Annotated in this window: 14 protein-coding genes and 1 pseudogene; 13 read left to right on the top strand and 2 right to left on the bottom strand. The window is 64.4% G+C overall.

Annotated features, from left to right (window positions below):
• Nucleotides 1-227: 227 nt before the first annotated feature.
• The 4 genes from JQ573_RS22185 (at nt 228) to JQ573_RS22170 (ending at nt 5,826) form a co-directional block, all read left to right on the top strand.
• On the top strand, nt 228-719 hold the full coding sequence (locus JQ573_RS22185; protein WP_050425001.1) for a (2Fe-2S)-binding protein: 492 nt from the start codon (nt 228-230) through the stop codon (nt 717-719).
• The gene (locus tag JQ573_RS22180; protein ID WP_212312320.1) at nt 716-3,001 is read left to right on the top strand and encodes a molybdopterin cofactor-binding domain-containing protein; all 2,286 of its coding nucleotides are present in this window, start codon (nt 716-718) and stop codon (nt 2,999-3,001) included. The genes JQ573_RS22185 and JQ573_RS22180 overlap by 4 nt, the downstream gene beginning before the upstream one ends.
• A gap of 295 nt (nt 3,002-3,296) precedes the next feature.
• Nucleotides 3,297-4,394 carry an HD-GYP domain-containing protein gene (locus JQ573_RS22175; protein ID WP_212312312.1) on the top strand — a complete coding sequence of 366 codons (1,098 nt, stop codon included), beginning with the start codon at nt 3,297-3,299 and terminating at the stop codon, nt 4,392-4,394.
• Between the two features lie 142 nt (nt 4,395-4,536).
• The gene (locus tag JQ573_RS22170) at nt 4,537-5,826 is read left to right on the top strand and encodes a cytochrome P450 (RefSeq protein ID WP_212312310.1); all 1,290 of its coding nucleotides are present in this window, start codon (nt 4,537-4,539) and stop codon (nt 5,824-5,826) included.
• Between the two features lie 113 nt (nt 5,827-5,939).
• Here JQ573_RS22170 and JQ573_RS22165 read toward each other — a convergent pair whose 3' ends face one another.
• Both JQ573_RS22165 and JQ573_RS22160 read right to left on the bottom strand, forming a co-directional pair.
• Nucleotides 5,940-7,520 (bottom strand): AMP-binding protein, encoded by a 1,581-nt coding sequence (locus JQ573_RS22165; protein WP_212312308.1) that lies wholly within the window; start codon nt 7,518-7,520, stop codon nt 5,940-5,942.
• A 218-nt stretch (nt 7,521-7,738) separates the two neighbouring features.
• Nucleotides 7,739-8,158 carry a VOC family protein gene (locus tag JQ573_RS22160; protein ID WP_212312306.1) on the bottom strand — a complete coding sequence of 140 codons (420 nt, stop codon included), beginning with the start codon at nt 8,156-8,158 and terminating at the stop codon, nt 7,739-7,741.
• Nucleotides 8,159-8,358: 200 nt separating this feature from the next.
• Between JQ573_RS22160 and JQ573_RS22155 the strand changes: the two genes are divergently transcribed.
• The 9 genes and pseudogenes from JQ573_RS22155 to JQ573_RS22115 all read left to right on the top strand — a co-directional run bounded on the left by JQ573_RS22155 (nt 8,359) and on the right by JQ573_RS22115 (nt 13,811).
• Complete coding sequence (locus JQ573_RS22155) at nt 8,359-9,330, top strand: tripartite tricarboxylate transporter substrate binding protein (protein WP_212312304.1); 972 nt, start codon at nt 8,359-8,361, stop codon at nt 9,328-9,330.
• A 168-nt stretch (nt 9,331-9,498) separates the two neighbouring features.
• A complete protein-coding gene (locus JQ573_RS22150; RefSeq protein WP_212312296.1) occupies nt 9,499-9,786 on the top strand; it encodes a DUF3551 domain-containing protein in 288 nt (95 codons plus the stop codon).
• 133 nt (nt 9,787-9,919) lie between these two features.
• Nucleotides 9,920-10,381 (top strand): helix-turn-helix transcriptional regulator, encoded by a 462-nt coding sequence (locus JQ573_RS22145; RefSeq protein ID WP_212312289.1) that lies wholly within the window; start codon nt 9,920-9,922, stop codon nt 10,379-10,381.
• Nucleotides 10,366-10,728 (top strand): annotated as a pseudogene (locus JQ573_RS22140) (SRPBCC domain-containing protein); the annotation flags it as partial. The gene JQ573_RS22145 and the pseudogene JQ573_RS22140, both read left to right, overlap by 16 nt.
• 18 nt (nt 10,729-10,746) lie before the next feature.
• Nucleotides 10,747-11,484, top strand: a complete 738-nt coding sequence (locus JQ573_RS22135; protein WP_212312285.1) for a thioredoxin family protein — start codon at nt 10,747-10,749, stop codon at nt 11,482-11,484.
• Between the two features lie 84 nt (nt 11,485-11,568).
• Nucleotides 11,569-11,928: a DUF1428 domain-containing protein gene (locus JQ573_RS22130; RefSeq protein WP_212312277.1), complete on the top strand. Its 360-nt coding sequence runs from the start codon at nt 11,569-11,571 to the stop codon at nt 11,926-11,928.
• 128 nt (nt 11,929-12,056) lie between these two features.
• On the top strand, nt 12,057-12,674 hold the full coding sequence (locus tag JQ573_RS22125) for a hypothetical protein (protein WP_212312275.1): 618 nt from the start codon (nt 12,057-12,059) through the stop codon (nt 12,672-12,674).
• The gene (locus JQ573_RS22120) at nt 12,661-13,041 is read left to right on the top strand and encodes a transcriptional regulator (protein ID WP_212312267.1); all 381 of its coding nucleotides are present in this window, start codon (nt 12,661-12,663) and stop codon (nt 13,039-13,041) included. Before JQ573_RS22125 ends, JQ573_RS22120 begins: the two co-directional genes overlap by 14 nt.
• 29 nt (nt 13,042-13,070) lie before the next feature.
• Nucleotides 13,071-13,811 (top strand): di-trans,poly-cis-decaprenylcistransferase, encoded by a 741-nt coding sequence (locus JQ573_RS22115; protein WP_212312265.1) that lies wholly within the window; start codon nt 13,071-13,073, stop codon nt 13,809-13,811.
• Nucleotides 13,812-13,920 lie beyond the last annotated feature (109 nt).

Raw genomic sequence — 13,920 nt, 5'->3', positions numbered from 1 at the left:
GATCGATACGGCATCAATACTGGCATTTCAAAAGCTTCATGCCGTTGCCGCATCGCACAACGGGTAGTTTCCGAAATTTATTCCTTTCGAGCAATTCCAAATTGGATTGCCTCCAGCCGGGAACCGGATCATTGTTTCGGCAACTGTCGCTTACCCGGTGGGCGCCAGCCATGACCCAACAGTGAGTTGCCGCCGTAAGCGGCTTCCTACACCGGAAGGGGAGAGAGATGCCAAATCTCAATATCAACGGACGGAATATGTCCGTCGAGGCGGCCAATGACACGCCGCTGCTTTGGGTCATCCGCGAGCAATTGCAGATGACAGGCACCAAATTCGGTTGCGGCGCCGGTCTCTGTGGCGCCTGCACGGTTCACCTCAACGGCGAAGCGGTGCGGTCCTGCCAGACCTCGCTCGCCGACGCCGTCGGCAAGAAGATCACCACCATTGAAGGCCTCTCCGCCAAGGGCGAACATCCCTTGCAGAAGGCCTGGGTCGCCGAGCAGGTGCCGCAATGCGGCTACTGCCAGTCCGGCCAGATCATGCAGGCAGCCGCGCTGCTGTCGAAGAATACCAATCCGACGAAGGAAGAAGTGGTCGCGCATATGGACGGCAATCTCTGCCGCTGCATGACCTATTCACGAATCCAGAAGGCGATCATGCGCGCTGCGTCCGACATGCGCACCGCATCGGCCACCGGATCCGAGCGGAGGGCCACATGAACAAGCACGTGAAAGACCTCGCCCCCGAGACGACCGATCTCAGCCGCCGTTCCTTCCTGGTCGGCACCGCTGCAACCGGTCTCGTGCTCGGCTACGCCGCGTCTGGCATCGACCACGCGCTCGCGGCACCCGCGCCCGCTAACGTCGAGCCGAGCGTCTGGTACTCGATCGCGCCCGATGGTCTCGTCACCGTGACCTGCGGCAAGGCCGACATGGGCCAGCACGTCGCCTCGACGATGGCGCAGATCGTGGCCGAAGAGCTCGGCGCGAACTGGAAGGACATGCGGGTCCAGCTCGCATCCAACGATCCGAAGTTCAACGACCCCGTGCTGGGAGCGCAGATCACAGGCGGCAGCTGGTCGACGATGATGAACTTCGACGCCATGAGCCGTGCCGGCGCTGCCGGCCGCATCGCATTGACCGAGGCGGCGGCGGCCTCGATGGGCGTGCCGGCCAGCGAGCTGGTGGTGCGCGCGTCGACGATCAGCCATCCGAAGTCGAAGAAGTCGATGTCGTTTGCCGAAGTGGTGAAGAGCGGCAAGGCGACCAAGACGTTTACGGCGGACGATCTGAAGGCGATCAAGCTGAAGTCTGCCGACCAGTACACCATGATCGGCGTCTCGGTGCCGCAGCTCGACATTCCGTTGAAGGTCAACGGCACGGCCAAGTACGGCATCGACGTGATGCTTCCGGGCATGGTCTACGGCGCGCTGGTCACTCCGCCGGTCCGCTACGGCGCCACCGTGAAGTCGGTGGACGATAGCGCGGCCAAGAAGGTGCCGGGCTTCATCAAGGCCGTCACCCTGGACGACAAGACCACAACCACGACCGGCTGGGTCGTCGCGGTCGCCAACACCTACGCCAACGCCAAGAAGGCGGCGGCGGCGCTGAAGATCGACTACGATGGCGGTCCGAACGCCAAACTTTCGAGCGAATCGCTGTTCGCCGAGGCCAAGCGGCTTCAGGGATTGAGCGATTCCGGCGAGTTCTTCGTCAAGGACGGCGATCCGAACGCAGCCTTCGGCACGGCGGCCAAGGTGTTGGAGGCGGAATACACCACCAACATCAACATCCACGCGCCGATGGAGCCGATGAACGCCACCGCGGAGTTCAAGGGCGACATCCTGCACATCTATTCCGGCAACCAGTTCGCGACGCGCTCCGGTGCGATCGCGGCCGGCGCCGCCGGGATCGATCCGAAGTTCGTGGTGATGCATCAGATGTGGCTGGGCGGCGGCTTCGGCCGGCGTCTCGACGCGGACATGATGGTGCCCGCGGTGCAGGCGGCCAAGGCCGTCGGCAAGCCGGTCAAGGTCATCTACACGCGCGAGAACGACATGACGATGGATTTCTCGCGTCCGCTGACCTACCAGAAAGTAAAGGCTGGCGTGGACGGCGACGGCAAGCTCGTCGCATTGAGCCACGACGTCGTCTCGGCCTGGCCGACCCAGCGTTGGGGTATCCCCGACTTCCTGTCGCCCTCGGTCGACAAGAAGGGACCACTCGATGCTTTCACGGTGAACGGTTCGGACTTCTTCTACACCGTTCCCAACCACTATGTGCGGGCGATCAAGAACGAGATGGCGCACAACGCCACCCCGTCGGGTCAGCTCCGTTCGGTGGCGCCGGGCTGGACGTTCTGGGCGGTCGAAAGCATGGTCGATGAGATCGCGCATGCGACCGGCAAGGACCCGGCCCAGCTTCGCGTCGAACTGCTCGACGGCAAGGGCAAGAACGACGGCGGCGCGCAGCGCCTCCGTAACACCTTGCTCGCCGCGATGGGTCTCGCCGGCTACGGCACCAAGAAGCTGCCCAAGGGCGAAGGCATGGGCGTTGCCTGCGTGTCGTCGCAGGAGCGCGCCACGGCGAGCTGGACCGCCTGCGTCGCCCACGTCGCCGTCGCCCCGTCGGGCGAGGTGACGGTGAAGAAGCTGACGGTTGCGACCGACGTTGGTACGCAGGTGAATCCCGACGGCATCCGGGCCCAGGTCGAGGGCGCGGCGCTGTGGGGCATGTCATTGGCGCTGTTCGAGAAGGCGACGTTGAAGGACGGCGGCATCGAGCAGACCAATTTCGACACCTACACTCCGCTTCGGATGAGCCAGCTGCCGGAAGTCGCGGTCAACGTCATCGCCAATGGCGAGAAGGCGACCGGCGTCGGCGAGCCCGCCGTGACGGTGGTGGCGCCGGCGATCGGCAATGCCGTCTTCAACGCGGTCGGTGCCCGCGTCCGCGGCCTGCCGATCACCGCGGAGGCCGTCAAGGCTGCGATGAAGGCGTAACGCCCTGAACCAATGAAGACGCCGGAGAGCTTGACCGCTCTCCGGCGTTTTTCTTTGCCCCAAGCGTCCGCCGGATGGTGGCGGCGTCGACGCCTTTGACGCTGCAAAAATTCATGATTGGCCGGCGCTGCAGCCGCCCCCATGCATTTTCTGCTGGCCTGATTCTGCTGGCGGATTTGGCGGTTCCTCAAATTGTATCCATTGCGCTTAACCGCCATTCAGCATCCCCATTAAGCCGGAGGGAACGCATCGTCAGGTAGCGTCCGCTGTCGGTCGTTACCGCGACGGGGATGTCATGACTGCCTTGGCCAATAACCAGACTTCGAAGCGCCGCCTGCTGCTGGCGTCAGATCGAAGCGATCAGAGCAACGAACTCGCCAGCATCCTGCGCTCGGTGGGCGAGGTCGATACCGTGCCGACCTCGGACATTCCCGAGCAGCCGGCCCGCGATCTCTCCGGCATTGTGGTCGACATCAATCTGCGCTCGCCCGAAGCCGTGCAAATGGTCCGCGCCAAGCTGCAGGCCGACGCCTATCGCGAGATGCCGCGGCTGTTCGTGCTGGCGGATGCGTTGCATCACGCCTCGATGCAGGCCTGGGCGCTCGGCGCCACCGACACGATCTCGCGGCCGTTCGATGCGCGCGGCATCCTGCAGCGCATCCGCGCCGCGTTTCCCGACAACAGCGGCTATGACGAAACCGACCGCGGCAAGGCGCTCAATCGCGGCGTCGAAGCCGCGCATGGCGTCATGGTCAAGATGTTCGAGCGGATGCGCGCCGGCGAGCCGCTTAGGTTCGAGGACATCGTTGCCGCCGAAAACAAGATCCTCAAGGCGATCAAGCACAACTCGCTGCGTGAATGGCTGACCACCGTCGGCTGCCATCACCAGGAGACCTATCGCCACTGTCTGTTCGTAACCGGCTTTGCGGTGGCATTCGCGCAGCATCTCGGCATGCGCGACGACGACCAGCGCCGGCTCGCCCGTGCCGCACTGCTGCATGATGTCGGCAAGGCGTTCGTTCCGGTCGCGTTGCTCGACAAGCCCGGCTCTTTCACGGTCGAGGAAATGGCCGAGATGCGCGAACATCCGCGCCGCGGCTACGAGGCGCTGTCGGCGCAGGGCGGCTTCCCGCCGGAAATGCTCGACGTGATCCTGCATCATCACGAATTCCTCGATGGCACCGGCTATCCGAACGGGCTCAGCGGCAACCAGATCAGCGACATCGTCCGCGTCACCACGATCGTCGATGTCTATGCCGCCTTGGTCGAGAAGCGCGCCTACCGGCTGCAATTCACCCACGCCAAGGCGTTCTCCATGATGGAGGAGATGGGCGGCAAGCTCGACCAGCAATTGCTGCAGGCGTTCCGCCCGGTGGCGTTCGGGCATTATTGAGCCCGCCGTCATCACTCCGCCACGCCGCGCAATAGCGTGTGTGGCGCGGCGTTTAGCCAATCAACGCAAGTCGTCTTCCTTACCTCCGCCTAGATTTCGGCGATCATCGGCGCGACCGGTGCTTCGGCAGGTGAGGACGATCATGGGCACGACAACGACCGGGGATCTCGATATCCCCGCCAACATCGCGGAAACCCTCGTCGATCCCGTCGCCTATGCCGACGACCGCATCCACGACAGCTATCGCTGGCTGCGCGCCAACAACCCGCTCGGCATCGCGCGGCCTGACCGCTTCGATCCGTTCTGGGTGGTGACCAAGCACGCCCATATCCAGGCGATCAGCCGGCAGAACGAGCTGTTCCACAATGCCGACCGCCCGACCACGCTGACGACGCAGGCGCTCGAGGAGCGGGTGCGCAAGATCACCGGCGGGCCCAATCTGGTGCGCTCGCTGGTGCAGATGGATGCGCCCGACCATCCGAAGTACCGCGCGCTGACGCAGGGCTGGTTCATGCCGGCCAATCTCGGCAAGTTCGAGGGCCGCGTCCGCGAGATCGCGCGCGCCACGGTGCAGCGCATGCTCGACCGCGGCGGCGCCTGCGATTTCGTCGAGGACGTCGCGCTCGGCTATCCCCTGCACGTCATCATGGAGATCCTCGGCGTGCCCGAGGCGGACGAGCCGCGTATGCTCAAGCTGACGCAGGAGCTGTTCGGCCCGCAGGATCCCGACACCGCGCGCGTCCGCGAGGCGCTGAGTGCGGAACAGGTCTCGGCGATGTTGCAGGCGATCGTCGCCGACTTCTCCGCCTACTTCCGCAAGATCACCGAAAATCGCCGCCAGAACCCGCGCGACGATCTCGCCACCGTGATCGCCAATGCGAAGATCGGCGGTGACTACATGCCGGAGCACGATCAGACCAGCTATTACATGATCGTCGCGACCGCGGGCCACGACACCACCTCATCCTCGACCGCGGGCGCGATCTGGGCGCTGGCCAGGGACCCCGCGGAATTCGCCAAGGTGAAGGCCAACCCGGAATTGATCCCGGGCCTGGTCGACGAGGCGATCCGCTGGATGACGCCGGTCAAGCATTTCATGCGCTCGGCCACCGCGGATACCGAGCTCGGCGGCCGCAAGATCGCGAAAGGCGACTGGCTGATGCTGTGCTACGCCTCGGGCAACCGCGACGAGGAGGTGTTCGCGGACCCCGATCGTTTCCGCAGCGACCGCAAGCCCAATCGCCACGTCGCGTTCGGCTATGGCGCGCATCTCTGCCTCGGCCAGTATCTGGCCAAGCTCGAGATGCGCATCCTGTTCGAGGAACTGCTGCCGCACCTGAAATCGCTGTCGCTCGACGGTGAGGTGAAGATGACGCAGGCCTATTTCGTCAACGGCCCGAAGAAGCTGCCGATCCGGTTTGAGGTGAATTGAGAACTTCGCGTCATTGCGAGGAGCGAAGCGACGAAGCAATCCATACTTCAGCGTATGCGGAGCGGTGGATTGCTTCGCTTCGCTCGCAATGACGGCGAGGCAAAGCGCTGTTCTTACTCCAGCATCTTCCTCAACTCCGCCTTCGCAACCTTCTCCAGCGTCGAGCGCGGCATCTCGTCGACGAAGCGGATTTCCCGCGGCACCTTGAAGTCGGCGAGCGCGGAGCGGCAGGCCGTCATGACCTTGTCGTGGAGGTCGGCAGGCAGCGCCGCGACGCCGGTTTGCGGGATGATGAAGACGACCGGCACCTCGTCCAGCATCGGATGCTTCTTCGCCACCACCGCGGCCTCGCGCACGCCCGGCACCACCCCGATCACCTGCTCGATCTCGGAGGCCGCGACATTCTCGCCGCCGACCTTGAGCATGTCCTTGGAGCGATCGCCGAACCTGACATAGCCGCGCTCCAGCATCGTGACGCGATCACCGGTGATGAAATAGCCGTGCTCGTCAAAGCTCTCGCGCGTCGCCTTCTCGTTGTGCAGGTATTCGGCGAACAACGACAGGCCGGGGATGCCCTTGATCAGGAGATTGCCGGTCTCGCCGACGGCGGTCGGCACGCCATCATCATTGGTGATGCGGATTTCGTATTCGGGTGCGGCGCGGCCGATCGACATCGGCGGGTTCGGCTGGTCGACCTCGCCGATGATGCCGTGGGTGATGGTTTCGGTCATGCCCCACCAGCCGATGATCTTGATGCCGAACACGGCGAATGCCGGCGGCTCGTTCACGGCCGTGCCCCAGAGCCTGAACTTGTGGTTCTTCGGAACCTCGTGCTCGAGCAGCGCCTTCATGCAGAACGGGATCGTCGAAGTCCAGGTCGAGCCGTGCTCGAGCGCCACCGGCCAGAAGCGGCTCGCCGAGAAGCGCGGCTGGATCACGCAGGTCGCGCCGACCCACAGGCTTGCCAGCATCGAATAGGCCAACGCGTTGGTGTGGAACAGCGGCAGATAGGTCTGGTGCACGTCGGTCGCGTGCAGATCCTGATGCGCGGCGTTGATCTTGGCGCCCCACAGCGCGTTGGCATGCGTCCATAGCACCGCCTTCGGCCGCGACGTGGTCCCCGAGGTGTATTGCACGCTGCACGGTGCGAGCGGATCGATCGGGCGCTTCGGCCGGTCGGCGCTGTCGGCGAACAGTGCGTCAAAGCTATCGCCGCGCGCGGGTGCTTGTGCTGGCGCCTGGCCCGCATCATGCGAGGTCACCGCGATCCAGCGCAGCCCCTTGCAGTTGGCTGATAGCAGTTCGGCATAGGCCGGCTGGGTGATCGCGGCGACCGCGCCGCAATGGCCGGCAAAATAGTCGATCTCGGCCGCAGCCGAGCGGGTGTTGGTGGTGACGGCAATGGCGCCAAGTTCGGCGCACGCGAACCACGACATGATCGCCTCGACGCAGTTGTCGAGATGGATCAGGACATAGTCGCCCTGCCTGATGCCGCGCTTGGCGAGGCCCGCCGCGAGCGAGCCGACGCGCTCATGGAATTCGCCGTAGCTCCAGCGCCGCGCCGGCGCATCGAACGGCGCCCAGATCAGGAACGGATGATCGCGGCGCACCTCGGCGCGCATCCTGAGCAACCATGGCACGTCGAGCCCCGCAAACGGTCCGACGATGCCCGGCACTGGCTGTGAAGTCGTCATATGTCCTCCCGCGCAGCCTTGCCGGCCGCCATTGATCTTGGTTGGGAGCAGTTCTGCCATCGGCGTGCGCCGAGAGCAAATCGGGATTTGCAAAGTCATTTTGCGCCGACACGACGAAGCGATTCCGTTCCGTCGCACGGAACGGATGGGTCCATTCGCGCTGCCTGTCACGGGGCGCGCATTCGCGCGAACAGCCAGCTCGCAGTGACGAATGACAGCTAGCTTGGATCCCTCTCATACGACGAGATCTCGATCAGGCTGCCGTCGGGGTCGCGGCAATAGACCGAGCGCAGCGTGCCGCGCGCGCCCTGCTTGGCGACGGGGCCTTCCTCGATCTTGACGCCATGGGCCTTCAGATGCGCGACCACCGCCTCGGGCGTGCTCGAGGTGAGGAAGCAGAGATCGTCGCTGCCGGCCGCTTCATGATCGGCGGTGAACCAGTCCACCTTGTCGGCATCGCGCGGCCGCACATTGATCTTCTGGTTGCCGAACACAAGCGAGGTGCGCGGTGTCTTGCCCTTGCCGGGGTCGAACACCTTCACCTCCATGCCGAGGATCCTGCTGTACCAGGCAACCGAGCGCACCACATCGGCGACATTGATCACGAGATGGTCGAGCCCATTCACCTTGACGGACATGATCGATCCTCTTCGGTCCAGAGTCTTAAACAAGAATTCAATGCTTCGGGTCTGATGCAGAGCCGAGGCTTAGCCTTTCGTCGCGGGCGGTGGCGCACGTGTCGCACTGGCCGCTTCAGACATTGTTTGTTAAAACCGCGCCGCACGCAACGCAACAGAAACGGGCAGGGGTCAAACCCTGCGGGATTGGGAGAGACTTCATGATTTCACGCCGCGCCGCGCTGGGCCTGATCGGGTCGGGGATTTCGACATTCGCGATCGGCCGCGCTTCGGCTGCCGACTATCCGGCGCGACCGGTGCGCTGGATCGTGGGCTATCCGCCGGGCGGCGCCACCGACATCATCGCGCGCCTGATCGGGCAGCGGCTGGCGGAGAAGCTCGGCCAGCAGTTCGTGATCGAGAACAAGCCGGGCGCCGGCAACAATATCGGCACCGAAGCTGCGATCAATGCCGAGCCCGACGGCTACACCGTGCTGCTGGTCAATCCGGCGAACTACATCAACGCCTCGCTGTACGCCAATCTGAAGTTCAACTTCGTGCGCGATGTCGCGCCGGTTGCTTCCTTCAACCGGGTGCCGAACGTGATGACCGTCAACAAGGACGTGCCGGCGAAGAACGTCGCCGAGTTCATCGAGTATGTGAAGGCCAATCCCGGCAAGGTGAACATGGCCTCTTCCGGCAACGGCACCTCGGTGCACCTCTCCGGCGAGATGTTCATGTCGATGACCGGTTGCAAGATGCAGCACGTGCCGTATCGAGGCGCCGCGCCTGCGATCACCGACATGCTCGGTGGCCAGGTGCAGGTGATCTTCGATAACATGCCTTCGATCATCCAGCACATCCGCTCCGGTTCGCTGCGCGCGCTCGGCGTGACCACGACGGAGCGCTCCTCGCAATTGCCGGACGTGCCGGCGATCGCCGAGACCGTGAAGGGCTATGAGGCAAGCGCGCTGTTCGGCATGGGCGCGCCGAAGAACACGCCGAAGGACCTGATCGCCAAGCTCAACACCGAGATCAACGCCGTGCTCGCCGAGCCCGACATGAGGAAGCGCCTGGTCGAGCTCGGCGGCGACTCGCTGATCCAGGCGCCGGACGCTTTTGGCAACGACATCAAGGCCGAGACCGACAAGTGGAAGAAGGTGGTCGAGTTCGCCGGCCTCAAGGTCGAGTAGCCTCACACTGAACGGGTGGGACGAGTCCGGCCGCGAGCGCGGACTTGTCCTGCACCCTGCTGCAAAAGTTGAGCGATCCTGATGCGGAATAAAGTGGCCTTCAGGAACCATACCGGTTATGCCGCGCTTGATTGACTGCGGCTCTTCAGAACCGGAACGGGTGGGATCATGCGCACATCGCGATTGGCAGTGCTGGCGTTGGGAACGATGACGCTAGCCGCCGTGGCCGGCATCGATCGCGCGTCCGCCGATCCCTATGATTACCCGTGGTGCGCACAGGGCCCGAGCCTCGGCTATCCCGGCGAATGCGCCTATCGGACCTACGATCAGTGCCTTGCGAGCGTGTCCGGACGCTTCCTTGCTTGCGGAGAAAATCCGCGATTCCTGTTTCGCGAGCAGCTCGAGCCGGAGCAACCTCGGCCGCACCGTCACCGGCATCGGCACCACCGGCAGTAGCCGCCGGCTGGGAGGGCGCTTCTGCTCTCCGCCTGCGATCGTCCCAACCATCCGGCGTCGTGGCGCCCCGGCATTGACGTGATCGTGAAGCCGGGCGCTTGACGCCGCGTCGTTTGCGTCTATACTAAACCATATGGTTAAGTATCAGGACGAGACGCTGGACCGCACCTTTGCGGCGCTTTCCGACCCCACCCGCCGCGCGCTGCTGGCGCGGCTCGGTGAGCAGGAAAGCCTGTCGGTGAGCGAGCTGGCGCAGCCATTCGCGATGTCGTTGCCGGCGATCATGAAGCATCTCGACGTGCTCACGGATGCCGGCCTAGTTGCTCGCGAAAAGACCGGCCGCACGGTGGCGTGCCGGCTCACCGCGAGACCGATGGAGCAGGCGATGAACTGGCTCAATCGCTATGCGCAATTCTGGTCCGACAATCTCGACCGCCTTGCCGCTTTTGTGGAGGAAGACCCATGGCAGTTAAATCGGCAACTAAATCCGCAGCCGACGCCGGCCTTGCCGCGCGTCCAAGCCTCACCCTCACGCGGCGCCTCCGCGCCCGGCCGGAAAAAGTCTACGCCGCGTGGACCGAGCCGGAAAACCTAGTGCGGTGGTTCGGCCCGGGCCAGGTCAAGCCCGGCACGACGCAGGCCCAGCTCGACGTCCGTGTCGGCGGCCGCTACCGGATCCAGTTCACCGGCACCAACGGCGAGTATCACGAGGTCGGCGGCATCTATCGCGAGGTGGTGCCGAACGAGAGACTGGTGTTCAGCTGGGCCTGGCATTCGACGCCGGAACGCGAGTCCGAGGTGACCGTGTCGATCAAGCCCGACGCCGGCGGCACGTTGCTCACCTTCCATCACGCGCAGTTCGTCGACGAGACCGCGCGCGACAACCACCAGCGCGGCTGGACCGAATTCCTCGGCAATCTCGCGCAATATGTCGACGCCTGAACCGCAAGGGAGCATCTCATGCAACAGCACAAGATCGTTTCACGCGACGAATGGATCGCGGCCCGCAAGGCGCTGATGGCCCACGAGAAGGAACTCACGCAGGCCCGCGAAGCGCTGAGCCGGCAGCGCCGCGAACTGCCCTGGGTGAAGGTCGACAAGGACTATGTGTTCGACGGACGGGATGGCGAGGTGACGCTCGGCGATCTCTTCAAGGGCAGGCCGCAGCTCGTGGTGCAACACGTGATGTTCGCGCCGGAGTGGGACGCAGCCTGCAAGAGTTGCTCGTTCTGGGTCGATGGCTTCGAGCGCATGGTGCCGCATCTGGCCGCGCGCGACACGACGATGGTCGCGGTCTCGCTTGCGCCGCTGGCCAAGCTCGAGGCCTTCAAACAGCGGATGGGCTGGACCTTCGACTGGGTGTCGTCGGGCGCCAACGACTTCAACTACGACTACGGTGTGTCGTTCACGCAAGGCCAGATCGATGCCGGGGACGCGAAATACAATTATGGAACGACCCCGCTCTATGGTCCCGAACTGCCCGGCATCAGCGTGTTCTTCCGCGACGAGAAGGGGGGCGTGTTCCACACCTACTCGACCTTCGCGCGCGGCCTCGACATGATGAACGCCGCCTATCACTATCTCGACCTGACGCCGCTCGGCCGCCACGAGGAGGGCTTGCCCTATCCGATGGATTGGGTGCGGCTACGTGACCAATACCAACCGGCACCGGTTCAGGCATCCTGCTGTCACTCCTGATCGTCATTGCGAGCCAACAGGTCGCGCGAGCGCGCGCCCGTTGGCTCCTCGCAATGACGGGGAACCAGACAACAGGAAACGCCAATGCCTTACGTCGATGGTTTCGTGGTCGCCGTGCCGAAGAAGAAACTCAAGGTCTACGCCCAGCTCTCCAAGAAGGCCGGCAAGGTCTGGCGCGAGCATGGTGCGCTGGATTATCGCGAATGGGTCGCCGACGACGTCAAGCGGGGCAAGCTGACCTCGTTTCCGCAGAGCGTGAAACTGAAGGCCGGCGAAACCGTCGTGTTCGCCTGGATCACTTACAAGTCGCGCGCCCAGCGCGACAGGATCAACGCCAAGGTGATGGCCGATCCCCGCCTGGCGTCGTCGATGGATCCGAAGACGGCGCCGTTCGACGTCAAGCGGATGATCTATGGCGGCTTTGCGAGCCTGGTGAAGGTCTGAGGCGGCACGCTTTCGCCGCAATCCGCGCAGTAACCGGCTGTTAAACATCACGCTCGGCACGCCGCGCGATGCCGCTTGCGTTTACTTGGCGATCCCGTATACTTTGCAATACAAAGTTCGGACAAAACATGCGCGACCTCGACAAGGCGTTGGCCGATATTCTCGCGATCCGCAGCCAGATTGCGGCCGGAACCGCGTTCCGCGGCTACGGTCCGGCGACGGTCGCCGCCACCAGCGGCATCGCGCTGGTCACGGCGCTTGCGCAATATCTCTGGCTCGATGATCCGACTCATCATCCGATCTTGTTCCTCGCGGGCTGGGCCGCAGCCGCGTTGCTCTCTGCGGTCTTGATCTGGATCGAGATGCAGGCGCGCTCGCGGCGGCATCATTCGGGCCTTGCGGATGCGATGATTCAGCAGGCGATCGAGCAGTTCGTTCCCGCTGTGATCGCCGGCGTGCTGCTCGCGATCCTGCAATGGAAATTCGCGCCCGAGACGCTGTGGATGCTCCCCGGCCTGTGGCAGGTGCTGGTCAGCCTCGGCGTGTTCGCCTCGGTCCGCCTGCTGCCGCGCACGATCGCGCTCGGCGGCGCCTGGTATTTCCTGTCGGGCTTCACGGTGCTGCTGATCGCAAGCCAGAGCCACGCACTGTCGCCCTGGACCATGGGCCTGCCATTCGCGATCGGCCAGTTGCTGCTCGCAGCACTGTTGTATTTCGCTTCCGGAGGCAATGATGTCGAAGACTGACGTGACCACCGCGCCATTCGCCTATGATGGCCTCGACCGCGTCATCCACGAGAAGGCGCGGCTCGGCCTGCTGACCTCGCTGATGGCACATCCGAAGGGGCTCGCCTTCGCCGATCTCAAGCAGCTCTGCGGCCTGACCGACGGCAATCTCAGCCGGCATCTGCAGGTGCTGCAGGAGGCCGGCCTCGTCGACGTCATCAAGGGCTATGAAGGCAATCGCCCGCACACCACCTGCCGTTTGACCAGGAGCGGCCGCCGCCGTTTCCTCGATTATCTCGCCGTGCTCGAGCAACTGGTGCGCGATGCGGCCAGCGCCGCCGGCAAAGACGAAGGCAGGTCTCGCCGCCTTGGTATCCAGCCGATTTGATCATCCCATTTTTGTCCGGAGACTTTGTGATGCAAAGTAACGTCGCGCTCAAGCCGGAGGTAGCCGGACGGCTCCACGTCGGCATCATCATGGACGGCAATGGCCGCTGGGCGACACGGCGCGGCCTGTCGCGCCTGCGCGGACATGAGGCGGGCGTCGAGGCGATCCGCCGCATCGTCGAGGCCGCGCCGGACCAGGGCGTCGGCACGCTGACCCTCTACGCGTTCTCGAGCGACAATTGGCGCCGCCCGAAGGCCGAAGTCACGGCGCTGATGGGGCTGCTGCGGTTCTATCTCGCCAACGAGATCGCAGCCCTCGTGCGCAACGGCGTTCGCCTCACCGTGATCGGCCGCCGCGACCGGTTGCCCGACGGCATCGCCGCCGCGATCACGCGGGCCGAGGCCGAGACCGCCGACGGCACCACGCTGCATCTGCGCATCGCGATCGACTATTCGGCGCGCGACGCCATCCTGAACGCCGCCGCGCGCGTGGCCGGCGCAGGCCCGCTGAGCCGCGAGGCCTTTGCCGATCTGATCACAGGCGAGGCCGGCCTGCGCGATGTCGACCTGATCATCCGCACTTCGGGCGAGAAGCGGCTGTCGGACTTCCTGCTCTGGGAGGGCGCCTATGCCGAGCTGCATTTCACCGAGCGGATGTGGCCCGAATTCGATGCCGACGATCTCGCCGACGCGCTTTCTTCGTTCCATCGCCGCGAGCGCCGTTTCGGCGGGCTGACCGCGATCATGCCGGCGGAGGTGCCGAACCTCTAGCGCGTCAAGCCGCGCCAACTGCTCTCTTCTCAAAGCCCGGCCGGGGGTTGGGCTCTCTTCCACAAGATGCGGGGACGAACGATCACGCCAACCAAAGCGGGAGCGATCA

It is taken from the genome of Bradyrhizobium sp. AUGA SZCCT0105, from assembly GCF_018129565.1.
Lineage (GTDB): Bacteria > Pseudomonadota > Alphaproteobacteria > Rhizobiales > Xanthobacteraceae > Bradyrhizobium.
Note: the sequence above shows the minus strand (reverse complement) of the source record. Positions and strands in the feature narration are given on the sequence as shown.